Origin of the sequence: Polymorphobacter sp., from assembly GCF_048007885.1 — a bacterium.
In the GTDB taxonomy this organism is placed as follows: Bacteria; Pseudomonadota; Alphaproteobacteria; order Sphingomonadales; family Sphingomonadaceae; genus Sandarakinorhabdus.
The window spans coordinates 2,753,492-2,779,349 of sequence record NZ_CP180346.1; the positions used below are offsets into that span (position 1 = coordinate 2,753,492).

The 25,858-nt window shown below is 69.3% G+C and carries 24 protein-coding genes; 5 read left to right on the forward strand and 19 right to left on the reverse strand.

The window, feature by feature from the left end:
- Positions 1-5: 5 nt before the first annotated feature.
- The 18 genes from ftsZ to ACMVO5_RS13430 all read right to left on the reverse strand — a co-directional run bounded on the left by ftsZ (position 6) and on the right by ACMVO5_RS13430 (position 19,560).
- Positions 6-1,514 (reverse strand): cell division protein FtsZ, encoded by a 1,509-nt coding sequence (ftsZ, locus tag ACMVO5_RS13345; RefSeq protein WP_416907980.1) that lies wholly within the window; start codon positions 1,512-1,514, stop codon positions 6-8.
- Positions 1,515-1,569: 55 nt separating this feature from the next.
- Positions 1,570-2,838 carry a cell division protein FtsA gene (ftsA, locus tag ACMVO5_RS13350; RefSeq protein WP_416907981.1) on the reverse strand — a complete coding sequence of 423 codons (1,269 nt, stop codon included), beginning with the start codon at positions 2,836-2,838 and terminating at the stop codon, positions 1,570-1,572.
- Complete coding sequence (locus ACMVO5_RS13355) at positions 2,838-3,734, reverse strand: cell division protein FtsQ/DivIB (RefSeq protein ID WP_416907982.1); 897 nt, start codon at positions 3,732-3,734, stop codon at positions 2,838-2,840. The genes ftsA and ACMVO5_RS13355 overlap by 1 nt, the downstream gene beginning before the upstream one ends.
- Positions 3,734-4,660, reverse strand: coding sequence for a D-alanine--D-alanine ligase (locus tag ACMVO5_RS13360; protein WP_416907983.1), 927 nt, complete (start codon positions 4,658-4,660; stop codon positions 3,734-3,736). Before ACMVO5_RS13360 ends, ACMVO5_RS13355 begins: the two co-directional genes overlap by 1 nt.
- A complete protein-coding gene (gene murB, locus ACMVO5_RS13365) occupies positions 4,657-5,559 on the reverse strand; it encodes a UDP-N-acetylmuramate dehydrogenase (RefSeq protein WP_416907984.1) in 903 nt (300 codons plus the stop codon). Before murB ends, ACMVO5_RS13360 begins: the two co-directional genes overlap by 4 nt.
- On the reverse strand, positions 5,556-6,917 hold the full coding sequence (murC, locus tag ACMVO5_RS13370) for a UDP-N-acetylmuramate--L-alanine ligase (protein ID WP_416909384.1): 1,362 nt from the start codon (positions 6,915-6,917) through the stop codon (positions 5,556-5,558). Before murC ends, murB begins: the two co-directional genes overlap by 4 nt.
- 77 nt (positions 6,918-6,994) lie before the next feature.
- Positions 6,995-8,080 (reverse strand): undecaprenyldiphospho-muramoylpentapeptide beta-N-acetylglucosaminyltransferase, encoded by a 1,086-nt coding sequence (gene murG, locus ACMVO5_RS13375; protein WP_416907985.1) that lies wholly within the window; start codon positions 8,078-8,080, stop codon positions 6,995-6,997.
- On the reverse strand, positions 8,077-9,252 hold the full coding sequence (gene ftsW, locus ACMVO5_RS13380) for a putative lipid II flippase FtsW (protein WP_416907986.1): 1,176 nt from the start codon (positions 9,250-9,252) through the stop codon (positions 8,077-8,079). Before ftsW ends, murG begins: the two co-directional genes overlap by 4 nt.
- Complete coding sequence (gene murD, locus ACMVO5_RS13385; protein ID WP_416907987.1) at positions 9,249-10,520, reverse strand: UDP-N-acetylmuramoyl-L-alanine--D-glutamate ligase; 1,272 nt, start codon at positions 10,518-10,520, stop codon at positions 9,249-9,251. Before murD ends, ftsW begins: the two co-directional genes overlap by 4 nt.
- Entirely contained in the window at positions 10,517-11,590 is a 1,074-nt protein-coding gene (mraY, locus tag ACMVO5_RS13390) for a phospho-N-acetylmuramoyl-pentapeptide-transferase (protein WP_416907988.1), read from the reverse strand. Before mraY ends, murD begins: the two co-directional genes overlap by 4 nt.
- On the reverse strand, positions 11,587-13,008 hold the full coding sequence (locus ACMVO5_RS13395) for a UDP-N-acetylmuramoyl-tripeptide--D-alanyl-D-alanine ligase (protein WP_416907989.1): 1,422 nt from the start codon (positions 13,006-13,008) through the stop codon (positions 11,587-11,589). The genes mraY and ACMVO5_RS13395 overlap by 4 nt, the downstream gene beginning before the upstream one ends.
- Complete coding sequence (locus ACMVO5_RS13400; RefSeq protein WP_416907990.1) at positions 13,005-14,426, reverse strand: UDP-N-acetylmuramoyl-L-alanyl-D-glutamate--2,6-diaminopimelate ligase; 1,422 nt, start codon at positions 14,424-14,426, stop codon at positions 13,005-13,007. Before ACMVO5_RS13400 ends, ACMVO5_RS13395 begins: the two co-directional genes overlap by 4 nt.
- Entirely contained in the window at positions 14,381-16,159 is a 1,779-nt protein-coding gene (locus ACMVO5_RS13405) for a peptidoglycan D,D-transpeptidase FtsI family protein (RefSeq protein WP_416907991.1), read from the reverse strand. Before ACMVO5_RS13405 ends, ACMVO5_RS13400 begins: the two co-directional genes overlap by 46 nt.
- A gap of 3 nt (positions 16,160-16,162) precedes the next feature.
- Complete coding sequence (locus ACMVO5_RS13410) at positions 16,163-16,657, reverse strand: hypothetical protein (protein ID WP_416907992.1); 495 nt, start codon at positions 16,655-16,657, stop codon at positions 16,163-16,165.
- The gene (gene rsmH, locus ACMVO5_RS13415) at positions 16,654-17,553 is read right to left on the reverse strand and encodes a 16S rRNA (cytosine(1402)-N(4))-methyltransferase RsmH (protein WP_416909385.1); all 900 of its coding nucleotides are present in this window, start codon (positions 17,551-17,553) and stop codon (positions 16,654-16,656) included. The genes ACMVO5_RS13410 and rsmH overlap by 4 nt, the downstream gene beginning before the upstream one ends.
- Before the next feature lie 44 nt (positions 17,554-17,597).
- Entirely contained in the window at positions 17,598-18,092 is a 495-nt protein-coding gene (locus ACMVO5_RS13420) for a division/cell wall cluster transcriptional repressor MraZ (protein ID WP_416907993.1), read from the reverse strand.
- A 228-nt stretch (positions 18,093-18,320) separates the two neighbouring features.
- Positions 18,321-18,533 carry a hypothetical protein gene (locus tag ACMVO5_RS13425; protein WP_416907994.1) on the reverse strand — a complete coding sequence of 71 codons (213 nt, stop codon included), beginning with the start codon at positions 18,531-18,533 and terminating at the stop codon, positions 18,321-18,323.
- A 58-nt stretch (positions 18,534-18,591) separates the two neighbouring features.
- Positions 18,592-19,560, reverse strand: a complete 969-nt coding sequence (locus tag ACMVO5_RS13430) for a cysteine synthase A (protein WP_416907995.1) — start codon at positions 19,558-19,560, stop codon at positions 18,592-18,594.
- A gap of 121 nt (positions 19,561-19,681) precedes the next feature.
- On the opposite strand from ACMVO5_RS13430, the gene ACMVO5_RS13435 reads away from it, so the two are divergent.
- From ACMVO5_RS13435 to ACMVO5_RS13450, 4 genes are all read left to right on the forward strand, one after another.
- The gene (locus tag ACMVO5_RS13435) at positions 19,682-21,379 is read left to right on the forward strand and encodes an ABC transporter substrate-binding protein (RefSeq protein WP_416907996.1); all 1,698 of its coding nucleotides are present in this window, start codon (positions 19,682-19,684) and stop codon (positions 21,377-21,379) included.
- An 80-nt stretch (positions 21,380-21,459) separates the two neighbouring features.
- Positions 21,460-22,896 carry an aldehyde dehydrogenase family protein gene (locus tag ACMVO5_RS13440; protein ID WP_416907997.1) on the forward strand — a complete coding sequence of 479 codons (1,437 nt, stop codon included), beginning with the start codon at positions 21,460-21,462 and terminating at the stop codon, positions 22,894-22,896.
- Complete coding sequence (locus tag ACMVO5_RS13445) at positions 22,893-23,846, forward strand: NAD(P)H-dependent flavin oxidoreductase (RefSeq protein WP_416907998.1); 954 nt, start codon at positions 22,893-22,895, stop codon at positions 23,844-23,846. Before ACMVO5_RS13440 ends, ACMVO5_RS13445 begins: the two co-directional genes overlap by 4 nt.
- The gene (locus ACMVO5_RS13450) at positions 23,847-24,374 is read left to right on the forward strand and encodes a DsrE family protein (protein ID WP_416907999.1); all 528 of its coding nucleotides are present in this window, start codon (positions 23,847-23,849) and stop codon (positions 24,372-24,374) included.
- On the opposite strand, the gene ACMVO5_RS13455 is transcribed toward ACMVO5_RS13450, so the two are convergent.
- Positions 24,371-24,922 carry a (2Fe-2S)-binding protein gene (locus tag ACMVO5_RS13455; protein WP_416908000.1) on the reverse strand — a complete coding sequence of 184 codons (552 nt, stop codon included), beginning with the start codon at positions 24,920-24,922 and terminating at the stop codon, positions 24,371-24,373. The two genes, ACMVO5_RS13450 and ACMVO5_RS13455, sit on opposite strands and share 4 nt — an antisense overlap.
- 29 nt (positions 24,923-24,951) lie before the next feature.
- Here ACMVO5_RS13455 and ACMVO5_RS13460 point away from each other — a divergent pair, with 29 nt between their 5' ends.
- The gene (locus ACMVO5_RS13460; protein WP_416908001.1) at positions 24,952-25,770 is read left to right on the forward strand and encodes a crotonase/enoyl-CoA hydratase family protein; all 819 of its coding nucleotides are present in this window, start codon (positions 24,952-24,954) and stop codon (positions 25,768-25,770) included.
- Positions 25,771-25,858 lie beyond the last annotated feature (88 nt).

The window sequence follows — 25,858 nt, forward strand, 5'->3', positions numbered from 1 at the left end:
GCGGCTCAGTTGTTGACCTGCCGCTTGAAGAAGGGCGGAATATCGACGTCCGGCTCCTTCGCCTCGGGCTCGGGCGCCAGCGTCTGAGCGGGCGCCGCCGGCTTGCCGCGATGCCCCTGCGACAGGCCGAGCATCTTCTCGAACAGCGTCTGCGGCCGCTCCTCGGCTTCGGGCTGCGACGCAGGCGCGGGCTCCTCCACGGGCGTTGCCGGTGGCACGACCCGGGCATTGCCCACGGCCGGCGCCTTCACCGGGGTGAAGCGAAAGGTGTCGAGGCCAGCCTTGGGCGTGTCGTCCACCCGTTCGCCCACGGCGCCAAGGTCGATTTCATCCTCCTCGTCCGCATCGGCGCTCGGCGCCGCCGCCTGCTCGATCGGCTCGGCCGCAGGTGCGGCGGGCGCGGCTGCGGGCGCGGCTGCGGGCGCAGCCGCAGCCGGCGCCACGCTGGCCGGTGTGCTGAAGATGCTCGGCTGCACCGGCGGCACGACCGGGGCAGCGGCCACGGCCGGCGTCTCGACGCGCGCGCGCGGGCGCACCGGCTCGGGCCGGGCAGCGGCATCGATGCCGGTCGCCACCACCGAAACGCGCATCATGCCTTCAAGCTCGGGATTGAGCGCGCTGCCGACGATGATGTTGGCATCCGGGTCGACCATTTCCTTGATGAAGTTGGCGGCTTCATCCAGCTCCATCAGCGTCAGGTCGTTGCCGCCGGTCACATTGATGATCACGCCCTTGGCGCCGCGCATCGACACTTCATCGAGCAGCGGATTGGCGATTGCCTTCTCCGCCGCCGCCAGCGCCCGGCCCTCGCCGCTGGCTTCGCCGGTGCCCATCATCGCCTTGCCCATCTCGCTCATCACCGTGCGGATGTCGGCAAAGTCGAGGTTGATGAGGCCAGGCAGGATCATCAGGTCGGTGATCCCCCGCACGCCCTGATGCAGCACCTGGTCGGCCATGGAAAAGGCCTCGGCCAGCCCGGTCGACTGGTTGGCGATCAGGAACAGATTCTGGTTGGGAATGACGATCAGCGTGTCGACCACCTTCTGCAGCTCGGCAATGCCCTCCTCGGCAAGGCGCATCCGCTTCGAGCCTTCGAAGGTGAAGGGCTTGGTGACCACGCCCACGGTCAGGATGCCCTTCTCCCGCGCCGCGCGCGCCACCACTGGCGCTGCGCCGGTGCCGGTGCCGCCGCCCATGCCGGCGGCGATGAAGCACATGTGCGCGCCCTCAAGGCTGGTCTCGAGCTGGTCGAGCGTCTCTTCGGCTGCCGCCCGGCCGATCTCGGGCCGCGCGCCGGCGCCCAGCCCCTGGGTGATCTTCATGCCGAGCTGGATGCGCGTCTCCGCCTGACTTGCCGCCAGCGACTGGGCATCGGTGTTGGCGACGATGAAATCGACGCCCTGAAGCTGTGCCGCGATCATGTTGGCCACCGCGTTGCAGCCCGCGCCGCCAACGCCCACCACCGTGATCCGGGGCTTCAGCTCGGTCAGCTCTGTCCGTTCGAACTCCAGCATTTCGTATCTCCCCTGTCTGGCGTCATACTATATGTATTGATGTGGCAATGGAATCTCAGAAATTGCGGATCAGCCGGTTAAGGGCTGAAAAAATGCCTGTCCGCTCCGGCCCGGCGCGGCTGTTGGGCGCGTTGTGCCAGATGTCGGGCTCTTCGGCGGCGGCAAACAGCACCAGCCCGGCCAGCGTCGCATAGGCCGGCCCGCTCTGCGCCTGTGGCAGCCCGATCAGCCCGCCCGGCCGCCCGACGCGCACATTGCGGCCCAGCACGCCCTGCGCCAGGTCGGCAATGCCGCGCAGCTCCGCCCCGCCGCCGCTCAGCACGATCTGCCGGGCGCGCGGCCCGGTGAAGCCGAGCAGCTTCAGCTTCTCCTCCACTTCCGAAAACAATATCTGCAGCCGCTGGCGGATGACGGCGATCAGCTGCGCGCGTGTCACCCGCATCGGATCACCCGGCCCCTCGTCGTTGATCGGCGGCAGGTCGATAAGGTCGCTATGGTCCTTCGACACCGCCACGGCCGCCCCCTCCAATACCTTGATGCGCTCGGCGTCAGCAATGCGCGTGGCGAAGGTGGAAGCGATGTCGGCGGTGATGTCGGCCGCGCCCATGGGGATGCTCGCCACGCCCACCAAAATCCCAAAGCTGTGCACCGCGACCGTGGTCACGCCCGCGCCAATCTCGACCAGCGCCACGCCAAGCTCGCGCTCCTCGCGGTCGAGCGTGGAAAGGCTGGCCGCCAGCGGCGAGGCGACCAGCGTGCGCAGCCCCAGATGCGCCTGCTTCACCGCCCGGTCGAGGTTCTTCAAGGGCGGCGTGTCGGCGGTCACCACATGCACATCGATCGCCAGCCGGTCAGCATGAAAGCCGATCGGCGTCTCCACCGCTGCCTGTCCGTCGAGCGAATAGAGCGCCGGCTTGGCATGGACCACCGTGGCGGTGCCGGGCTGGATCTGGGCGCGCGCCGCCAGCCGCAGCGCGTCCATGTCGGCCGATGTGATGCTGGCCCCGGCGATGTCAATCTCGGCATGCACCAGCCCTGACACCAGATTGCCCGCCGAAATCGAGCCATAGACAAAGCCCGCCTGCATCCCCGCCGCACGCTCGGCCTGGTCCATCGCGCCGCGCACCGCCGCCTCAGTCCGCTCGAAATGCGTCACCAGCCCGTTGGTCACGCCGTGGCACGGCTTCTGCCCGGTGCCGATCACCACCGGCACCCCATCATCGCCAATGCGCGCGATCAGCGCCGCCACCTTCGAAGTGCCGATATCCAGCACCGCGATGGCGCGGTCAGTGCCGCGCGAATTGCCAAGGGGCAGCTTGGCCATCAGATCGTCGCCCGTTTTGCTTCGTCGGCGGCCTTGCGCGCTGCCTCGATCGCCTTGGCCACTTCCTCGCCGCCCACGACCATCTGCCCCGGCAGACGCAGGTCAAACCGCTCGAACTGCCCGCCCAGCAGCTTGCGCCCTTCGGGCAGGCTCGCTTCAAGTGCGGCAAAGCGGGTCAGCGCCGCGCGCGCCCGCTCGGGCGTGTCGGGCAGCATTAAGGTCTCGCCGGTCTTGAAGCGCAGGTTCCAGCGCCGCTGGCCCACCAATATCGCCGCATGCACCTTGCCGGCCAGCGCGGGCGCGGCATCAGCCAGATCAAGCAGCCCGGCCACCTGCGCGTTGGCGCCGTCGCCCACCACCAGCGGCAGGGCGGCAAATTCATCGAGCCCGTCGCTCGCCAGCACCCGGCCAGTGATGTCGATCAGGTGAAAGCGCCCGTCGTTCTGCCACAGCGCCACCGGCTTGCGCTCGCGCACATCGACCACCACCGTATCGGGCAGCCGCCGGCTGACGCTGGCATCGGCCACCCAGGGCATGGCCCGCAGCCGCATCCGGATCGCCGCAAGGTCGGTCGCCAGCATCGGGTTGCTCGGCCCGGCCAGCACCGCTTCATAAACCGCTAGCCGTGGCACCTGCTCCAACCCGCGCACTTCGACATGGCGGATTTCCAGCCCGGCCGCCGCACTGCCCAGCGCCAGCGCGGCGCGCGCATTGCCCGGCCAGTCATAGGCCCAGCCCGCCAGCGCCAGCGTTGCCATAGCCGTCAGCGGCACCCCCAGCATCAGCGCCCGGCGCTGCATGGCGCTCAGCCGCGGCTGCGCCTCGCGCTGCACCACCTCGGCCTTCGCCTTGCGCTGCTTGGGCTTTTCGCCGCGCTTGGTCTTGACCGCGCCCATCAGCGTGGCCCCCCATCCAGCGCCACATCGAGCAGCCGCTGCACCAGCGCTTCATAGCTCATGCCGACATGGCGGGCCTGTTCGGGCACAAGGCTGAGCGGCGTCATCCCCGGCTGGGTGTTGACCTCCAGCAGATAAAGCCCTTCCACCCCGTGCGCCGGGTCCCAGCGATAATCGGCGCGGCTGGTGCCCCGGCAGCCGAGCAGCAGATGCGCGCGCACCGCCGTCTCCAGCGCCGCCGCCTCGATATCGGCGGGCAGAACCGCCGGGCAAATATGCTCGGTCACCCCGTCGGTATATTTGGCCTCATAATCGTAAAAGCCGTTGCCGGGCCTGAGTTCGGTCACCGCCAGCGCGCGCGGGCCCTCGGGCGCGTCGATCACCGCCACGGTCAGCTCAAGGCCGGCAATGAACGGCTCGGCCAGCAGCGTCTCGAAATCCTGCCACGGCCCCGGCACGTCCGGCCCGATCACCGGCGTGTCTGCGGTGATGATCGCCACCCCCACCGACGAGCCTTCATTCACCGGCTTCAGCACATAGGGCCGGGGCAGGGGATCACCCGCAAACAACTGCGCGCGGCTCACCATCTGCCCGCCCGGCATCCGCACGCCTGCGGGTGCCAGCACGGCCTTGGTCAATTGCTTGTCGATGGCAATCGCCGATGTGGTGCAGCCGCTGTGCGTATAGGGCAGGCCCAATATATCGAGCAGCCCCTGCACGCTGCCATCCTCGCCGGGCGTGCCGTGCAGCGCGTTGAACACCACATCGGGGGCGGCGGCGCGCAGCCTCTCCGCCACATCGCGGTCCATGTCGATTTCGCTCACATGGTGGCCCAGCGCCCGGCACGCCGCCGCCACGCCCGCGCCCGAGGAGAGCGAGACCGCGCGCTCGGCCGACCAGCCGCCCATAAGCACCGCCACCTTCATGGTGCCCGCCCCACGCGCGCGATTTCCCACTCCAGCTCGATGCCCGAATGCGCCTTCACCCGCGCCCGCACCTCTTCGCCCAGCGCCTCGATATCAGCCGCACTGGCCTCGCCGGTGTTGATCAGGAAATTGGTGTGTTTCTCGCTCACTTGCGCGCCGCCGCGCGTCAGCCCCCGGCAGCCCGCCTCATCAACCAGCGCCCAGGCCTTGTGGCCCGGCGGGTTCTTGAAGGTGGAGCCGCCGGTGCGCGACCGGAGCGGCTGGCTGGCCTCGCGCGCCGCGGCAATGCGCGCCATTTCGGCGGCAATGTCCTCCGGTTTGCCCGGCACCCCGCGAAACCGCGCCGAAACCACGATCGCCCCGACCAGGAGCGCCGAATGGCGATAGGAATAGCCAAGCTCGGCAAGGCTCAGGGTGCGGCACGAGCCGTCACGCGTCACCACCTCGCAATCGACCAGAATATCGGCCACCTCGCGCCCATAGGCGCCGCCGTTCATGCGCACAAAGCCACCCACCGTGCCGGGGATCCCGCGCAGAAACTCCAGCCCCGCCAGCCCGGTATCGCGCGCGCTGCTCGCCACCGAAATGCCCGACGCGCCGCCGCCGCACACCAGCATGTCGCCCTCGACCGAGACCCCGGCAAAGGCCTTGCCCAGCCGCACCACCACGCCCGGTACGCCGCCATCGCGGATGATCAGATTGGAGCCGAGCCCCAGCGCCATCACCGGCACATCGTCGGAAAGCTGGCGCAGAAAACCCTGCAGATCGGCCAGATCGGCCGGCTCGAACAGCCAGTCCGCCCGGCCGCCGGCCTTGAACCAGACCAGCGGCGCCAGCGGCGCATCGGCCACCAGCCGCCCGCGCACCGCGCCTCGATCAAGGGCCAGCGCCGCCATCATCCGCGCGCCCTGACAGCGGCAATGCCCTCGGCCAGCCCCGCCGCCCATTTGGTGATGTCGCCCGCGCCGAGGCACACCACCATGTCGCCCGCCCGGGCGTCGACGGCGAGCTTCTCGGCCAGCTCGTCCGCCCCGCTCACCGCGACCGCGCCGCGGTGGCCCGAGCCGCGCAGGCCCGCCACCAGCGCGTCCGCGTCCACGGCCTCGATCGGGGTTTCGCCAGCGGCATAGACAGGCGTCACATACACAAGATCGGCATCGTTGAAGGCCGCCTGAAATTCGCTCATCAGGTCACGCAGCCGGGTGAAACGGTGCGGCTGCACCACCGCCAGCACCCGCCCGCCCGGCGCCTGCGCTACGCCCTCGCGCGCGGCCGCCAGCACCGCCTTGATCTCGACCGGGTGATGCCCATAATCATCGATGACGGTCACGCCGTCCACCTCGCCCACGCGGGTGAAGCGCCGCTTGACCCCGCCAAAGCGGGCAAAGCCGGCGCGGATGGCCGTGTCGTCCAGCCCCAGCTCGACCGCGACCGCCACCGCCGCCAGCGCATTCAGCACATTGTGCCGCCCCGGCATCGGCAGCTCCAGATCCTCGATCCGCCGCTCGCCCTCGCGCCCGCGCACCACCACGGCAAAGCGGTTGCCGCCCGGCACCGGCGTCACATTCTCGCCGCGCACATCGGCGGGCGCCGAAAAGCCATAGGTGACGATCCGCCGGTCCGACACGCGCTGCAGCAGCGCCTGCACCTCGGGATGGTCGATGCACAATATGCCCGCACCGTAGAAGGGCACCTGATTGACGAACTGGCGGAAGGCCTCGCGCACCTCATCAAAGCTGCCCCAATGGTCGAGATGCTCGGGGTCGATGTTGGTGACAATCCCGAAGGTGCCGCCCAGCCGCAGGAAGCTGCCGTCGCTCTCATCGGCCTCCACCACCATCCACTCGCCCGCCCCCAGCCGCGCATTCGAGCCATAGGTGTTGATGATCCCGCCGTTGATCACCGTCGGGTCCAGCCCGCCGGCATCCAGCAGCGCCGCCACCATCGAGGTCGTCGTCGTCTTGCCGTGCGTGCCGGCCACTGCCACACAGCTCTTCAGCCGCATCAGCTCGGCCAGCATCTCGGCCCGGCGCACGATCGGCAGCCGGCGCGCGGCCGCCTCCACCACTTCGGGATTGTCGCGCTTGATGGCGGTCGAGATCACCACCACCGAGGCGTTTTCCACATTCTCGGCGCGCTGGCCGATGAATACCTCAATGCCCTTCTTGCGCAGCCCCTGCACGACATAGCTTTCGGCCACGTCCGACCCCTGCACCGAAAAGCCGAGGTTCTTCATCACCTCGGCAATGCCCGACATGCCGATGCCGCCGATGCCGACAAAGTGAATGGTGCCGATATCGGTGCGAAAGCCGGGCTTCAATGCGGCGCGGGGCGTCACTCTGCGGTCTCCGTCACAAGGTCAGCGAGTGCTGACGCCGCATCGGGCCGGCCCAGCGCCCGCGCCGCCTCGGCCGCAGCCGCCAGCGCGTCCGGGTCGCCCAGCCAGGCGGTCAATATGTCGGCCAAACGCGCGGGCGTGAACTCGCCCTGGCGTACCATCACCGCGCCACCCGCCCCCGCCATGGCGCGGGCATTGTCGGCCTGATGATCATCGGCCGCGATCGGCAGCGGCACCAGCACCGCCGGCCGCCCGGCCACCGTCAGTTCGGCCACGGTCGAGGCCCCGGCGCGCGCCACCACCAGATGCGCGGCGGCAATCTCGCGCGGCAGATCCTCGAAATAGGCCCGGATCACCGCGCTCACCCCGGCTTCGGCATAGGCCAGCTTCATCGCCTCGGCGTCCTCGTCGCGGCCCTGGTGCACGACATCGAGCCGCGCCCGCACCCGCGCCGGCAGCAGCGCGACCGCCGCCGGCACCACGCTGTTCAGCACCGCCGCGCCCTGGCTGCCGCCAGTCACCAGCAGCCGCAGCCGGCTCGCATGGGCATCAAACAGCGTGTCGCGCGCCGCCACCACCTCGGCGCGCACCGGGTTGCCGGTCAGCCGCACGCGCGCGGCCAGCCGCGCATCCAGCCCGCGCACCGCCGGATAGCTGGTGGCGATCGCCCGCACGCGCGGCGCCAGCAGCCGGTTGACCCGGCCCAGCACGGCATTCTGCTCATGGATCAGGCTCGGCAGCCGCATCGAGACCGCCGCCAGCAGCCCCGGCAGCGCCGGATAGCCGCCAAAGCCGATCACCGCGCGCGGGCGGATCTCGCGAAACAGCGTCCGCGCCGCCGCCCAGCCGCGCAGCACCGCGAGCGCCACCTTCGGCAGCGCCAGCAGCCCCGAGCGCGCCACCGAGCCGCTCTCGACCACGGTGCGCGGCACCCCTTCGAACAGGCCGGGAAAACGCAGGCCCCGCGCATCGGTCACCAGATGCACCTCATGGCCGCGCGCCATCAGCTCGCAGGCCAGCACATGGGCTGGCACCATATGCCCGCCGGTGCCGCCGGCAGCGAGAACGAACGGCCCGCTCATGCGCCCCTCCAGCTCTCGGCATAGGGCGAGGCCTTGAGAAACGGGTTGCGCCGGGTCAGCGCCAGCAGCAGCCCCATGCCAAGGCACAGCGCAATGAAGCTCGACCCGCCATGGCTCACGAACGGCAGCGTCATTCCCTTCGACGGCGCGAGGTTGAGGTTGACCGCCATGTTGATCGTCGCCTGCAAGCCAAATTGCGTCGTCAGCCCGGCCGCCGCCAGCATCACGAACGGATCGTCCTCATCAAGCAGGTTGAGAAAGGCGCGCACGACAATGGCCAGAAACAGCACCGCCACCACCATGCAGGCGATGATGCCGAACTCCTCACCGATCACCGAAAAGATATAGTCGGTGTGCGGCTCGGGCAGGCGGAACTTCATCCGCCCCTCGCCCGGCCCCACCCCGAACAGCCCGCCGGCACGGAAACAGTCAAGCGCCCGGTCGATCTGATAGGTGTCGCCGGTGTTGAACAGATATTTGTCAATGCGCTCGGCAAAGTGGCTGAAGCTCAGATAGGCGAGCCCCAGCCCGACAATCCCGAGCAGGATCGCCGCCCCCACCAGCACCAGCGGCAGGCCCGCCAGCACCGCCTGCACCAGCCACACCAGCGCGATCAGCACCGTCTGGCCAAGGTCGGGCTGCAACACCAGCAGCCCGCCCAGCACCACCAGCATCCCGAAGCTGAGCTGCATCATCGGCAGTTCGGGATCATCGAAGCGCAGCGACAGGAGCCACGCCGTCGTCACGATGAACATCGGCTTCAGAAATTCCGACGGCTGAAACTTCAAGCCGCCCAGCGACAGCCAGCGCACCGCGCCATTGGCGCCCTCGCCCGAGCCGCTGAACAGCACCAGCACCAGCAGCAGCGCAAACACGCCGCAGCCCAACACCGACAGCCGCCGCGCCAGCTGCACCGGCAGCATCGACACCCCGATCATCACCGGCAGGCCAAGCGCCACCCAGATGATCTGCCGCTTCAGGAAATAAAGGCTGTCATAGGTGAAATTCATCCCCGACAGCCGCTGCGCCGCCGCCGGCGATGCGGCCGCCACCGCCAGCAGCCCGACGCCGATCAGCGCGAACACCAGGGTCAGCAGCAGCTTGTCGATGGTGCGGAACCATTCGCCCAGCCAGGAGCGGTCGCCGCGCGAAAAGGCCAGCGGCGCGCTCATGCAACGTCCTCCGGCAGCGCCGCCACCAGCGCCCGAAACGCCTCGCCGCGCGCCTCGAAATCCCGGAACTGGTCAAAGCTCGCGCACGCCGGCGAGAGCAGCACCGTGTCCCCCGCCCGCGCCGCCGCCGCCGCATCCGCCACCGCGCGCGGCAGCGTGCCCGACAGCGTCACCGGCAGGCGCCCCTGCAAGATGTCATGAAACACCGGCGCCGCCTCGCCGATCAGATAGGCCGCCACCACGCCGGCCAGATGCGGCATCACCGCATCAAGATCAGCGCCCTTGGCCTTGCCGCCGGCAATCCAGTGAGTGCGCGCATAGGCAGCCAGCGCCGGCGCCGCAGCTTCCGCATTGGTCGCCTTGCTGTCATTCACCCAAAGCACCCCGCCGCGCACGCCGACCCGCTCCATCCGGTGCGGCAGCCCGCCATAGCTGGCCAGCCCGGCGGCAATCTCCGCCTCGCCCAGCCCCAGCGCCCGCACGACTGCCACGGCCGCGCGCGCATTTTCCAGATTGTGCGGCCCCTGCAGCGCCGGCCAGTCCGCCTGCGCCGGCGTCGCCACCTCCTCGATCCGCAGCGCCGTGGCCGGTGCCGGGGTAAAGTCTGCCTGTGCAGCCCCCCCCACAATGGCCACGCCGCTTGGGCGCTGCATGGCGAAAATCCTCGCCTTGGCCGCCGCATAGGCCGCCATCGTGCCATGCCGCTCCAGATGGTCGGGCGTGATGTTGAGCAACACCGCCACATCACAGGCGAGGCTGTGGGTGATCTCCAGCTGATAGCTCGAAAGCTCGAGCACATAGACCCCGCCCGCCGGCAGCGGGTCCTGCGCCAAGATCGGCAGGCCGATGTTGCCGCCCATGGCAGCCGGCACGCCAGCATTGGCGAGCAGATGATGCACCAGCGCCGTCGTCGTCGATTTGCCGTTGGTGCCGGTGATGCCCACCACCCGTTGCGGCGGCAGGTCCGCCCGCGCTATGGCAAACAGCTCGATGTCACCTATCACCATCACCCCGGCGGCGGCCGCGCGCGCGAAGATCGGCGCACTGTGCGGCACGCCGGGCGACACGACAATGGCCGCAAGCCCGGCCAGATCAGCCTCGTTGAGGTCGGTAAGCGGCCCCGCAAAGGCCTCGCGCGCCGCCTCGCCGTCGTCCCAGGCCAGCACCTCGGCACCCGAGGCCACCAGCGCCGCCACGGTCGCCCGCCCGGAGCGCGCCAGCCCGAAGACGCCGTAGCGTTGGCCTGAAAAGGCGGAGCTGGTGATCACCGCAGCTTCAACGTCGCAAGGCCGGCCAGCGCCAGCACGATGGCGATGATCCAGAAGCGGATGACGACGGTCGATTCCGCCCAGCCCTTCTGCTCATAATGATGGTGCAGCGGCGCCATGCGGAACACCCGCTTTCCGGTCATCTTGAAGCTCGCCACCTGCACGATGACACTCACCGTCTCGAGCACGAACAGCCCGCCGATGACCAGCAGCACCAGCTCATGATTGGTCACCACCGCGATGGTGCCCAGCGCGCCGCCCAGCGCCAGGCTGCCGGTATCGCCCATGAACACCGCCGCCGGCGGCGCATTGTACCAGAGAAAGCCAAGGCAGGCGCCGATGAGTGCTGCGCAAAACACCGCCAGCTCGCCGGCGCCCGAGACATGATGCACGCCCAGATAATCGGCAAAGCGGATGTTGCCGATCAGATAGGCGATGATGGCAAAGGCGGCGGCGGCGATCACCATCGGCATGGTCGCCAGCCCGTCAAGCCCGTCGGTCAGGTTCACCGCATTGCCAAAGCCGGTGATGATGAAGGCGCCAAAGGCGATGTAGAAAATCCCGAGCGGCACTGCGAAGTCTTTGAGAAAGGGCAGGTAAAGGCTGGTCCCCGTGCGGCTGGCGATGAAGGTGCAGGCCAGGCCCGCGATAAAGAACTCCATCAGCAGCCGCGTCCGCCCCGAAAGCCCGGCATGGCTGCTCTTGGTCACCTTGTCATAATCATCGAGAAAGCCGATCGCCCCGAAGCTGAGCGTCACGGCAAGGCAGGACCAGACAAAGCCGTTGCTCACATCCATCCACAAAAGTGTCGAGACCGTCATCGCGATCAGGATCATCAGCCCGCCCATCGTCGGCGTGCCCTTCTTGGTCAGCAGGTGCGAGGCCGGCCCGTCCTCGCGGATCGGCTGGCCCTTGCCCTGCTTGCTGCGCAGGAAGCTGATGAAGCGCGGCCCGATCACCAGTGCGATCGCCAGCGCCGTCACCAGCGCCGCTACCGAGCGGAAGGTGATGTAGCGGAACAGGTTGAACAGGCCCTCAAAGCCGGCGAGATCGGCCAGCGCATTGATCATTCGCTGCCCCCTTCATGGCCCGCCGCCACGCGCCGCGCCGCCAGTGCCGCCACCAGCGCGCCCAGCCCGACACTGTTCGAGCCTTTCACCAGCAAGACATCATCAGGACGAAGAGCCAAATCGATCTCCAGCAGGGCTTCGGCCGCATTGGCCACATGTCTCACCTCTAGCTTGCGGCCCAGTGCCGCCGCCAGCGCTTTCATCTCGTTGCCCACAACAATTATGGTCTCGGCGCCGCTGGACACAACATCTGGTGCCAGACCGGCATGAAACTCGTCGCTGCGCGGGCCCAGCTCCTTCATCGCGCCCAGCACCGCCAGCCGCCGCCCACGCCCCGAAGGCGCAATCTCGCCCAGCACCGCCAGCGAGGCCGCCATCGAGGCCGGATTGGCATTGTAGCTCTCGTCGATGACGATCGCCTGGCCCTCGCCCACTGCGACGCGCCGCCGTGCGCCGCGGCCCGGCAGGTCCTGAAGCTCGGCCAGTGCCAGCCCGGCCAGCGCCAGGTCGCCGCCCGCCGCCCAGACCCCGGCCAGCACCGCCAGCGCATTGCTCACCCAGTGCCGCCCGGCCATGCCGACCTTGAAGGTCAGCCGCTCCTCGCCCAGTTCGGGATGGATGAGCCGCGCAGTCACGCACGAACAGTCCGGATGCAACACGAAACGCTCGGCCCTCACATCCGCGCCGTCGCCCAGCCCGAAGCTGATCAGCCGCGCCGCGCCCGATGCGGCCTCGCGCAGCAGGGGGGCATGCACATTGTCATGCGGCAGAATTGCCGTGCCGCCATCGCTCAGGCCGGAGAAAATCTCCCCCTTGGCGCGCGCGATGCCGGCTTCATCCTCGAAATTCTCGATATGGGCCGAGGCCACCCAGGTGACGATCGCCACATTGGGTCGCACCAGCGCCGACAGCGCGGTCAGCTCGCCCGCATGGTTCATGCCCATCTCAAACACGCCGAAGCGGCTCGCCGCCGGCATCCGCGCCAGGCTCAGCGGCACGCCGACATGGTTGTTGTAGCTCTTCACCGAGGCATGGACCGCGCCCGGCGCAAACCGCCCCAGCGCCTTGGCCAGTGCCTCCTTCACCCCGGTCTTGCCCACCGATCCGGTCACCCCGATCCGCAAGGCCGCCGCGCGGTCCCGCGCCGCTGACGCCAGCGCCTCAAGGGCGGCCGCCGTATTGGCCACGCGCACCTGCGGCCCCGCCACATCGGCCGAAACCAGCAGCCCGGCTGCGCCCGCCGCCAGCGCTGCGTCCGCATAACGGTGGCCGTCGGTGGTGCTCCCGGCCAGCGCCACAAACAGGTCGCCCGGCCCCACTTCGCGGCTGTCGAAGGTGACCCCGTGCGCCTCGAAATCGGCCGATGCGGTGCCGCCCGTGGCCGCAGCGATGTCGCGCGCGGTCCAGAGTGGCGTCACGCCGCCACCTCGCGCGCCACGCTCACATCGTCGAAGGGCAGGGTGGTCTCGCCGATGATCTGGCCCTGTTCATGGCCCTTGCCGGCAATCAGAACAACGTCATCGCCGCCGGCATCAGCGATACCGGCGGCGATGGCATCCCGGCGATCCGCGATATTCTGGGCACCGGGCGCGGCGACGAGAATGGCGTTGCGGATGGCAGCAGGATCTTCGGAGCGCGGGTTGTCGTCGGTCACGATCACGACCTCGGCCACCCGCGCGGCTATTTCGCCCATCAGCGCGCGCTTGCCGGTGTCCCGGTCCCCGCCCGCGCCAAACACAAGAATCAGTCGGCCGCGCACATGCGGCCTGAGCGCCGCCGCCGCCGCGGCCAGCGCATCCGGCGTATGCGCGTAATCGACATAGACCGGCGCACCGGCCCGGCTGCGCGCCGCCAGCTCCAGCCGCCCGCGCACCGGCCGCAGCCGCGCCAGATCGGCCAGCGTCGCCTCCGGGTCGCCGCCGGTCGCCATCACCAGCCCGGCCGCCACCAGCGCATTGGCCGCCTGATATTCGCCGATCAGCGGCAGCATGATCCGCTGGCGCACGCCGCCCGCTTCAATCTCCAGCCATTGGCCCAGCGCATCGGGCGTCTGCGCCACCAGCCGCAAAGCTTCGCCGCTTCGCCCCACGCTCAGCGTGCGCACCCCCCGCGCGGCGGCCGCTTGCGCCACCCGCCCGGCCCAGGGCGCATCATCGGCCCAGATCACCGCCGTCCCGTCGGCGTCCAGCACCTCGTCGAACAGCCGCAGCTTGGCGGCAAAATAGGCCTCCATCGTGCCATGGTAATCCAGATGGTCGCGGCTCAGATTGGTGAAGCCGGCCGCCCGCACCGGCAGCCCCTCGGTGCGATATTGCGAAAGCCCATGGCTGGAGGCCTCAAAGGCAGCATGGTCGATGCCGTCACGGGCCAGCGTCGCCATCTGTGCCAGAAAGCGCACCACATCGGGCGTCGTCAGCCCGCCGCCGCTGGCCGTGCCGGCGCTGGTGGTCACGCCCAGCGTGCCAAGGCTTGCCGCCTCATGCCCGGCCAGTGCCCAGAGCTGGCGCGTCAGCTCGACGGTCGATGTCTTGCCGTTGGTGCCCGTCACCGCCACGGTGACGGCAGGGAAGGGCGCGAAGAAGCGCGCCGCCGCACGGGCAAACACGGCGCGCGGCTCGGCGGCGCGCACATGCAGCGCACCTTCCACATGGGCTTCAGGCCGCGCCACCACCGCCACCGCGCCCGCGGCCACGGCGGCGGCGATGAAATCCTCGCCATTCACCCGCGCGCCCTTGAAGGCACCAAACACCGTGCCGGGCCCGACAAGCCGATGGTCGATGGCAAAGCCGCTCACCTCCGTGTCATCGCCGCCGTCAAAGAGCGCTGCCAGCCGCACCCCTCATTCCCCCCGGCCTGGGCTTCGTTCAGCCCGGCCTGCAAGGCTGCGATATCAAGGTCGCGCGTCGGCTCGGGCTTGACGCCGAGCAGCGGCCCGATGCGCTCGACCAGCCGCTTCACGGCCGGCGCCACCACCATGCCGGCGGTGCGAAAGCCCGCGCTCTCCTTGGAGCCGCGCGGATCATCGACCATCGCGATGATCACATAGCGCGGCGCGTCCATTGGAAAGGCGGCAGCAAAGGTCGAGACATTGGTGCCGCGCTGATAGCGGCCGCTGGCGTTCTTCTCGGCCGTGCCGGTCTTGCCGCCCACCCGGTAGCCCGGCGCATCGGCACGCCTGCCGGTGCCATCGGTCACCGTCAGCCGCAGCAGCTGGCGCATGCTGGCCGAGGTTTCGGGGCTGAACACGCGCGCGCCTGGCCTCGGGCCATCCTGCCTGATCAGCGTCGGCTGGCGGTAGATTCCGCCATTGACCAGCGCCGCATAGGCGCCCGCCAGATGCAGCGGCGTCACCGAAATGCCGTGACCATAAGAGATGGTCATCGTCGAAAGCTCGCTCCAGCGCTCGAGCGAGGGAAATTGCGGCCGCGCGCGCTCGGGCAGCTCGATCTCGAGCGGCGCCAGCATGCCCAGCTTTTCGAGCGTCGCGCGCTGCACATCGCGCCCGGCTTCCACGGCGATCTTCGCGGTGCCGATGTTCGAGGAGTGGATGAACACCTCCGGCACGCTCAGCCAGCGGTTCTTGGCATGGTCATCGCGGATCCGGAACCGGCCCATCTGAATGGGCGCGCTGGCGTCATAGCGCTTGGCAATGCTGTCGATGGTGCCCGCCTCCAGCGCGCTGGCAATGGTGATCGCCTTGAAGGTGCTGCCCAGCTCATAGGTGGCGAAGCTGGCCTTGTTGTAGCGCGCCTCGTCGCCCGCCTGGCCCGGCGCATTGGGGTTGAAATCGGGCAATGAGGTCATCGCCACCACTTCGCCGCTGTCGACGTCAAGCACCACGCCGACCGCGCCCTCGGCGCGCTGCGCCTGATAGAGCGTGCCCAGCTCATGTTCGAGCGCCTGCTGCACCCGCACATCGATGGACAGCGCCAGCGGCTCGGCGCGCCCATCGCTGCTCGACAGCCGCTCGTCAAACTGACGCTCGACGCCGGCCACGCCGTGCCCTTGGTCGTCGGGATAACCGATCGCATGGGCGGCAAGGTTGAAGTTCGGATAAAGCCGCTCGGCCTCACGGCTGAGGTGAATCGCCGGCTCGCCCAGATCGTTGATCCGCTGCGCTTCCGAGGGCAGCACGCGGCGCGCCAGATAGCGGAAACTGCCGCTGTGCGTCAGCTCGTCAAAAATCGCGCCCGCATCTGTATCGGGCAGGATCGCCGCGATCTGCCGTGCGAGCTCGCGCGGGTCAGACGCCAGCCGCCGCGGCTCGACCGACACCGCATAGGCCTCGAAGGTCCGCGCCAGCTCGACCCCGTTGCGGTCAACAATATCGGCGCGCGGCGGCGCGGCGCTGCCAATCTCGGCCGTGCCGAGCGGCCGCGCCTGATTGACCCCCAGATCGACCAGCCGCGCGCCAAACAGCAGCGGCGGCGCCAGAAACATCAGCATCACCACCATGGCCCGCTGCCGCGCGCTGCGCTGGGCGCGCTGGCGCTGGCCCGGCAGCGGCTGGCCCGCGCGCCCGCCGCCGGATGTCGGCCCGCCCAATTGCGAAAGCGCGCGGGTCGCCATCGCTCAGGGCTGGTCCATCGCGGCCGGGCTCGCCTCAAAGGCCGTGCGCACGACAGACGGCTTGGTGGTCGTCTCTGGCGGTCCCATGTCCGGGGAGGCCGCGTCCGGCTCAAAGCCGGTGCGCACGATGCCGCCCTGTTCGGTTGGCGCGGCCGGGGCCACGGCCAGCCGCAGCGTCGGCGCCTCCAGCGCCGGGGCCACCGGCTCGGGCGGGGTCACCAGATTGATCAGCTGCACCGGCGTGGCCATGAACTGGCCGGCCGCAGGCGCCGACATCTTCAGCACCTGATCGTTCCAGCGCTCCAGCTGCGGCAGCCGGGCGCGGGTGCGCAGCTCGGCCTCAAGGTCGCGGATCTCGCGCGCCTCGGCGATCAGCTGGCGGCGCATGTCGTCAATCGCGGCGCGCTGGCTGGCGCCGTGCGTCGCCGCCCCATAGCAGCCGATGCCGATCACCATGGTCAGCAGCACCATCAGCAGCGAGCCAGCAAAATCCTTCATGCAACCCTCCTCTGATCGGCGCTCGCGCGCACGGCGCTGCGCAGCGTTGCGGAGCGCGCGCGCGGGTTGGCGGCAATCTCGGCAGCACCTGGCCGCACGGCGCGTGCCGGCTTCAGAAAGGTCGCGCTGCGCGCCGGCGCTGCGGCGGGCATGTGGCGCGAGCCAGCGGGAGTGCTGCCCGAGCGTGCACGCAAAAAGTCCTTCACCCGCCGGTCTTCGGCCGAATGAAAGCTGACCACCGCCAGCCGCCCGCCCGGACGCAGCAGCCGCTCGGCCGCTTCCAGCCCGGCATCCAGCTGGCCCAGCTCGTCGTTGACATGGATGCGCAGCGCCTGAAACGTGCGTGTCGCCGCGTCGCGCCCCGGCACCGCCTTGCCGCCCACCACCGAGCGGCACAGCCGCGCCAGCTCGCTGGTCCGTGTCATCGGCCGGTCGTTGACGATGGCGCGGGCAATCCGCCGCGAGGCGGGCTCATCGCCCAGCTGCCACAGCACATCGGCAATCTCGGCCTCGCTGGCGCTGTTGATGAAGTCAGCCGCACTCGGCCCGCTGCGGCTCATCCGCATGTCGAGCGGCCCGTCCGCCTGAAAGGAAAAGCCGCGCTCGGCCCGGTCGATCTGCATCGACGAGACCCCGATATCAAAGGCAATGGCATCCACGCCGCCGGCGCCCACCCCATGCGCGGCCAGCCCCGCCTCCATCTCGGCAAAGGGCCGGGCGATCAGCGTCACATCCGCCAGCGCCGCCAGGTCGGCGTTCATCGCGATCGCATCCGGGTCGCGGTCAAAGCCATAAGCATGGGCAAGGCCGAAGCGCCGCGCCTCGCGCAGATAGCCGCCCGCGCCCAGCGTCGCATCGACATAGATGTCACCCGGCCGCAGCGCCAGCGCGGCCATCGTCTCGGCCAGCAACACGGGAACATGGGGGAGGGCGGGCGCGCTCACAGGCCCGGCTCGCTGTCAGGGTCAAGCCCGCGCGCGGCCATTTCGGCGCGCACCAGCCGGGCAATGCGCGGGTCAAGCCCCTCGCGCGCCAGATAGCGCCACGGGTTCCACATCTCGAACCACTCAAGCCCGCCGACAAACCAGACATGGCCGCCGATATCGCCCAGCGCCTTCAGCGTCGCCGACAGCACGATGCGCCCGGCGTCATCGATCTTCACGGTCGCCGCGCTGCCGAACAGCAGCCCCGCCTCGTCAAAGCGCGCCCGGTCCGACGAGCTGCCATGGCGCTCCAGATGCTCGCGCGCAGCATGGCTGACATAGCGCTGGTCATAGGCCAGCAGACAGTCCGCCCCGCCGTGCCCCGGCCCGATGTAAAGCGAGCGGTCGCTGCCGCGCGCGGTCAGCGCGTCGCGGTAGTCAGCCGGAATCGACAGTCGACTTTTCGCGTCGACCGCGTTCAGCGCATACCCAAGAAAGACATCGTTCGACACTTGACCCACCCGCGGCGGGGGATCGGGCAGGCTGCCAGCACGGCATCAGGCCCAATTCCCCTGTGGATTGGGCATACCATGGGATTACATGGGTCTCAATGGGAATTGATGGGAAACAGGGCCAATTTCATGGGCTGCCTTGGGTAAAACATCGTAAATGGACAAAGCCCGGCGCACATGCCGCCCGCCAAGCCCTGTGGATAACTCTGTGGGGAAACAGCGGCTGCATCACGGCGCGACCGCCCCGTCATCCGCCGCTCCGGCCGCGTCGGGCAATAGGCCCAACCGCGCCAGCGGCTCTCCGCCCCGCGGCGCGGCTTCGCGCGGCGGGCGTTGCAGGCTGGAGATCAGCAACACGACCAGCATCACCAGCGCCAGCCCCAGCAGACCCAGCATCAGCCGCTGGCTGGCAAATCTCGAAGATGCGCGCGGCTGGATCATGCCGCCCCCCATAGCCGCTCGCCGATTCGCCGTCGAGGTCCCGCAAAAGCGGAGCCGGTCAGTCCAGCCCCTTGGCGGCCAGCCACTCCGGGTTCCATATCGTCGAGAGGTAGCGCAGCCCCGAGTTGCACAGGATGGTGACGATGGTGTGGCCCGGCCCCATGTCGCGCGCCAGCCGCACCGCACCGGCCACGTTGATGCCCGAAGACAGGCCGAGGCAGATGCCCTCCTCGGCGTTGAGCCGGCGCACCCAGCTCAGCCCCTCGCGGTCGCTCACGCGATATTGCGCGTCCACGCTCAGCCCTTCCAGATTGGCCGTGATGCGGCTCTGGCCAATTCCTTCCGACACGCTCGAGCCTTCGCCGCGCAGCTCGCCGCAGGCATAATAGTTATAGAGCGCCGCCCCGTCGGGGTCGGTCAGCGCGATCCGGATGTCGGCGCGCATTTCGCGCAGCCCCAGCGCCACCCCGGCCAGCGTGCCGCCGGTGCCGACCGCACAGGTGAAGCCATCGACCCGCCCCTCGGTCTGCGCCCAGATCTCGGGCGCCGTGGTCCGCACATGGGCGCGCCGGTTGGCGATATTGTCAAATTGGTTGGCCCAGACCGCGCCGGGCGTCTCCTCGGCCAGCCGCCGCGACGTGTGCACATAATGGCCCGGATTGGCATAGGGCGCGGCCGGCACCAGCATCAGCTCGGCGCCCAGCGCGCGCAGCGTGTCCTGCTTCTCGCGGGATTGGGTTTCGGGCATCACAATGATCGTCTTGTAGCCGCGCGCCGCGCCCACCACCGCCAACCCGATGCCGGTGTTGCCCGCCGTGCCCTCCACGATCGTCCCGCCCGGCGCCAGCTCGCCGCTCGCCTCGGCGTCCTCGATGATCGACAGCGCCGCCCGGTCCTTGACGCTGCCGCCGGGGTTGAGAAATTCCGCCTTGCCCAAAATCGTGCAGCCAGTCTCCGCGCTCGGCCCATGGAGCTTGAGGAGCGGCGTGTTGCCCACCAGCGAGACGATGTCGGATGCAATGGCCATGGCCAAGGCTTAAACCCGCAAACGGCTCCCGCACAAGCAAGCTGTTGTTTGCCTGCCCATAGCTGCGCATCCGAAACAAATGGCCACGGCTGGCCGCCTTGGCTAGAAGCAGGGGCGTCCAATGTCGCGCCCTGTGTCCTCCATTGCCCTCTGGGCTGCCCTGCTGCTCGCCGCCTGCGCGCCAGCGGCTGATCAGGACAGCAACCTCAGCGTCACCGTGGTCGGCGAAGGCGACACCGACCATGGGCTCAGCGCCCGCCTCGCCGCCGAGCTGCGCGCCGCCACGCTGATCAGCCGTGACAGCGGCGGCAATCTCGTCGGCGGCCTCGCCTCGTCCTGGCGCTTTGTCGATCAGGGCCGCATCCTCATCCTGCGGCTGCGCCCGGTCAAATGGAGCGACGACCGCCCGCTTGTTGCCGACGAAGTGGTGGCCAGCTTCCGCCGCGCTGCCCGCCCGCCCGCGCCGCATCGGGGCTTCCGCCTCGCCGGCGTCGAGGGGGCCGCTGCCAATGCCGCCGGCCGCAGCACACCCCGCCTCGGCGTGCTCGCGCCCACCAGCCGCGTCGTCGAGATCAGGCTCGAGGCCCCCGCGCCCCAGCTGCTCGACTGGCTGGCCGAGCCCGGCCTCTCGGTGCGCCGCCTCGATCTGCCCACCCTGTCGCGCTATCAGACCGTGAAGGTCGACGAGAAAGACGCCGCGACAGGCGCGCCGCTGCGCCTCGCGCGGCTCAGCGAGGCGCCCGAGCCCGATACCCGCCCCGCCGAGGTCACCATCGCCGCCACCCGCGACGCGGCGGGCGCAGTCGCCGAGTTCCGCCGCGGCGCCGTCGATGTCGTGGTCGGCGAGGGGCTTGCCGGTCTGCTCGAAGCCCGCGTCCAGGGCCGCAGCAACGAGCTGCGTCTCGACCGGCTGCACGGCGTCTATGGCTGGCGCATCAACACCCGCCAGGGCGCGCTGGCTGATCCGGCGCTGCGCCGCCTGCTCGCCGAGCGGATCGACCGCGCCGCGCTGGTCCGCAGCTTCGGCCTCGCCGGCATCCAGCCCGAAGCCGGCCTGCTGCCCGACAGCCTGCGCGCCGCCAGCCCGCCGCCCGAACTCGCCGCCGCCGCCACGCTCCCGCCCGGCAGCGTTGAAACCGCCGAGGCGGGCGGGTCCGGCTCCGCACCTCTTGTTGCCGCTCCCGAAACCCCGCCCGCCGCTCTGGCGCCAGAGGTCGCCCCCCCGCCCCCGGACGCGCCCGCCCCGCTGCTCTCGCCGCGCGCCATCGTCGCGCGCGCTGTGGCCACCAGTGCCCCAGCCGCCCTCGATGCGCCGCCCGAAACCACCTCTCAGCCCCAACCGCCCTCCGACTCGCCTCTGCTCACCTTGCGCCTGCTGGTGCCGCCGGGCCGCGAGCATGCGCAGGTCGCCCAGCGCGTCGCCGCCGACTGGCGGTCCTTCGGTGTCCAGCTGGTGCTGGTTGAAGCCGATGCTGCCACCCGCGCCCGTCTCATCGCTGAAGGCGATTTCGATCTCGCCGTCGACGATACCAGCCTCCCCGTGCCCGACGCCGCCGCCCTTCTCGACCGGTTCCGCTGCGGCCAGGGCGCCTATTGCAACGATGCCGCCGATGCCCTGCTGGCGGCCGCGCGCATGGTCACCGCCGATCAGCGCCCCGGCCAGCTCGCCATCGTCGAGCGGGTGCTGCGCGAAGACCCGCCGTTTATCGGCCTGTTCGGCGCGGTGCGCTGGGCGCTGGTCTCGCCCCGCCTCGAAGGCTGGACCTCCAACCAAAGCGGCGTCCATCCGCTGGGCCGCATCGGCCGGGCCGGACGCTAATCACCCTGCCTGAAAAGCTGGCTCTCCACGCCGCGCGTCGGCGTGCTAGTGTCGCACTTAAACAACCTTGGGAGAACGTCATGCGCGACTATCGGAAATTCTACATCGACGGGGCCTGGGTCGATCCGGCCGCAGCCCATGATCTCGAAGTCATCAACCCCGCCACCGAAGCGGTGGCCGGCCATATCACGCTGGGCAGCGAGGCCGATGTCGACCGCGCCGTGGCCGCCGCGGCCCGCGCCTTCCCGTCCTTCTCGCGCACCAGCCGCGCCGAACGACTCGAGCTGCTCGGCGCGATTGCCGCCGAATATCAGAAGCGCATCCCCGATATCGCCGCCGCCGTCACCGAGGAAATGGGCGCGCCCGGCTGGCTCGCCACCCAGGCCCAGGCGGCGCTCGGCATTGGCCACATCATGACCGGCATCGAAGTACTTAAGAATTACGGCTTCGAAGAGATGCAGGGCACCACCCTCATGGTCAAGGAGCCGATCGGCGTCTGCGCCTTCATCACGCCGTGGAACTGGCCGATCAACCAGATCGCCTGCAAGGTCGTGCCGGCACTCGCGACCGGCTGCACCATGGTCCTCAAGCCGTCCGAAATCGCGCCCTTCTCGGCGATCATCTGGACCGAGGTGATGCATGCTGCCGGCGTGCCCGCCGGCGTGTTCAACCTCGTCAACGGCGATGGCCCCACCGTTGGTGCCGCCCTCAGCCGCCATCCGCAGGTCGATATGGTCAGCTTCACCGGCTCGACCCGCGCCGGCGTCGAGGTTGCCCGCGCCGCCGCTCCCACCATCAAGCGCGTCGCGCAGGAGCTGGGCGGCAAGTCGGCCAACATTATCCTTGATGATGCCGATCTCGAAAAGGCCGTCGCCGGCGGCGTTCAGGCGGTGATGATGAACTCCGGCCAGTCGTGCAACGCGCCCACCCGCATGCTGGTGCCGGCCGCCAAAATGGAAGCCGCCAAGGCCATCGCCAAGGCCGCTGCCGAGGCCACCACCGTCGGCGCGCCCGATGGCAATGCCGCCATGGGTCCGGTGGTCAGCAAGACCCAGTATGACAAGATCCAGAGCCTCATCGAAAAGGGCATCGCCGAAGGCGCCACCCTGGTCGCCGGTGGCCCCGGCAAGCCCGAGGGCCTCGAGACCGGCTATTATGTCAAGCCCACGGTCTTCGCCGACGTCACCAACGACATGACCATCGCGCGCGAGGAGATTTTCGGTCCCGTCCTCGCCATGTTGCCCTATGAAGGCGAAGCGCAGGCGCTCGAAATCGCCAATGACACCGTCTATGGCCTCGCCGGCTATGTGCAGGGCAGCCCGGACAAGGCGCGCGACATCGCCCGCCAGATCCGCGCCGGCCAGATCAGCATCAACGGCGCCGGCTTCGATCTGAACGCGCCCTTTGGCGGCTACAAACAGTCGGGCAATGGCCGCGAATGGGGCGCGCACGGCTTTGCCGAGTTCCTCGAAGCCAAGGCCATCATCGGCTGGGGCGCCGGGGAAGCGGCCGAATGAGCCTCAAGACCCCGATCTGCGATCTGCTCGGCGTCGAACACCCCGTCCTGCTCGCGGGCATGGGCGGGGTGTCCTATGCCGAGGTCTGTGCCGCCGTGTCGGCCGCCGGGGGCTTCGGCTCGCTCGGCATGGCCGGCATGACCCCGCACCAGATCGCTGACCAGATGGCCCGGGTGCGGGATCTCACCGACAAGCCCTTCGGCGTCGATCTGCTCACCGCCCAGCCCGAGTCGCTCACCGCCTCGGTCGAGGTCATCATCAAGGGCGGCGCCAAGGCCTTCATCGCCGGGCTCGGCGTGCCCGTGGCCATCGTCGACCAGCTCAAACAGGCCGGCGTCATCGTCATGTGCATGGCCGGCAATGTCCGCCATGCCGTCAAGGCGGTCGAGGCAGGCTGCGATGTCGTCATCGCCCAGGGCACCGAAGCCGGCGGCCATACCGGTTCGGTCGCCAGCGTCGCGCTCTGGCCGCAGGTCGTCGATGCTGTCGATGTCCCCGTCGTCGCCGCCGGCGGCCTGTTCGATGGCCGCGGCCTTGTCGCAGCTCTCGCCATGGGCTGCACCGGCGTCTGGATGGGCACCCGCTTCATCGCCAGCCTCGAAGCGCACGCCGGCCAGCCCTACAAGGAGGCGATCCTGCAGATGGGCGAAGCCGACACCGTCATCAGCCGCGCTTTCACGGGCAAGACGCTGCGCTGCATCGCCAATGAAACGACGAAGGAATGGGAAGGCAAGCCGGCGCTGCCCTTCGCCGCCCAGGTCATGCAGTCAGCCCAGAAAAACCTGCTCGGCCCGATCGCCGGCGTGGTCGAAGACGTCAATCCCGCGCTGCAGTGCATGGCCGCAGGGCAGGGCGGCGGCGCCATTCACGACATTTTGCCCGCCGGCGAGATCGTCCGGCGCATCCTTGACGAAGCCCGGGCCGTTCTGGCCGACATGCGGAGATACTAGATGAACAAGCTGATGCTGATCGCCGCGACGGCCGCCCTCGCGCTCGCCACCGCGCCGGCCCGCGCCACCGATGGCCCGGTGTTCATGGGCTTCGGCAGCCACACCCCGGTCGATGTCAACGTCGTCATCCCCAAGGGCACGGTGCTGCGCCACGCCTATGACGCCACCAAGGCCACACCGGGCAAGCGCAACCCCGTCTTCGAAGCCGCCGCGCGCTTCATCAACAGCCATGTCGGCAATGGCATGCCTGCCGGCGATGTCGCGTCGGCCGTCGTCGTCCACGGCAATGCCATTGTCGAGCTGACCCGCCCCGAGGTTTATGCCGCGCGCAACAACGGCGCCGCCAATGCCTCGCAGGCGATGGTCGAGGAGATGCTGGCCAAGGGCGTGCGCTTCCTCGTCTGCGGTCAGGCTGCCAACAATCAGGGCTTCTCCCGCGCCGACCTTCTGCCCGGCGTCGAGCTGGCCATTTCGGCCTCCAGCGCCCATGCCCTGCTTCAGGCGCAGGGCTATTCGGTCAACCCTTAAGGGGTACCCGTCTCGCCATCTGGCGGCAGGATCCGCAGGCTGGGTGCCGCGCGCGCCATTTCGGCCGGGCTGGCGCCAGGGCCCGGCCCAACCCCCGGCAGGTCGCCGCGCGCGGCCCTGAAGATGGCGCGGCGGATGCGCGGATAGGTGCCGCAGCGGCAGATGTTGGTGATCGCCGCATCAATGTCATCGCGAGTTGGCTTCGGATTTTCCTTCAGCAGGGCCGCTGCCGCCATGATCATGCCCGACTGGCAGAAGCCGCACTGCGGCACCTGCTCGGCGATCCACGCCAGCTGCACCGGGTGGCTGCGGTCCGCCGACAGCCCTTCGATGGTGGTCACGAACGTGCCCTCCAGATCGCCAATGGTCAGCTGGCATGAGCGCATGGCCACGCCGTCGACATGTACCGTGCAGGCCCCGCACAGCCCCGCCCCGCAGCCGAATTTGGTGCCGGTCAGATTGGCCGCGTCACGCAGCGCCCAGAGCAGGGGTGTCTCAGGTGATAGCTTGAACTCGACCGGCGAGTTGTTGATGGTGAATTTCGTCATGCGCCGCCCTTAGCCGAAGGACCGAAATTATGGAACTCTCCACGCTCGAATATCGTGTCGATGGCGCCATTGCCCATGTCACCATGTGCCGCCCGGCCGAGCTCAACACCATGAACAAGGCCTTCTGGACCGAGCTGATCCAGGTCTTCGCCGCCATCGACGAAAACCCCGCCATCCGCGCCGTCGTCGTCGCCTCCACCGGCAAGCATTTCACCGCCGGGCTCGATCTCGGCTGGGCCGGCGCCACCGGCAATGACCCGGACGCCGATCCCGGCCGCGCCCGCGAGGCCTTCCGCCGCCATATCCTCCACATGCAGGAGACGTTCAACGTCATCGACCGCTGCCGCGTGCCCGTCATCGCCGCCATCCAGGGCGGCTGCATCGGCGGCGGCGTCGATTTCGTCACCGCCTGCGACCTCCGTATCGGCACCGAAAACTGCTTCTTCACCGTGCAGGAGATCAACATCGCCATCGTCGCCGATGTCGGCACGCTGCAGCGCCTGCCGCACCTGCTGCCGCAGGGGCTGGTGCGCGAGCTGGCCTATACCGGGCGCCGCTTCCCGGCCGCCGAAGCCCGGCAATGGGGCTTCCTCAACCGAGTCGAGGCCGATCACGAAGCCGCACTTGAGGCCGCGCGGCTGATGGCCGAGGAGATCGCCAGCAAATCGCCGCTCGCCATCACCGGCATCAAGCGCGTGCTCAACCATGGCCGCGACCATTCGATAGAGGACGGACTCGAATTTGTCGCGCTGTGGAACGCCGCCATGCTGCAGGGCGAGGATGTGCCCAACGCCGTGCGCGCCCAGATGGCAAAGCAAAGGGCCGTTTTTGCGGACCTCAAGGCCTGAAAATCATGCCCGCGACGTCAACGCCGCTTGCCGCGCGCGCTGCATCGCGTCATAGGACTTCGCAACCGAGCTGAATTGCCGTTCATGC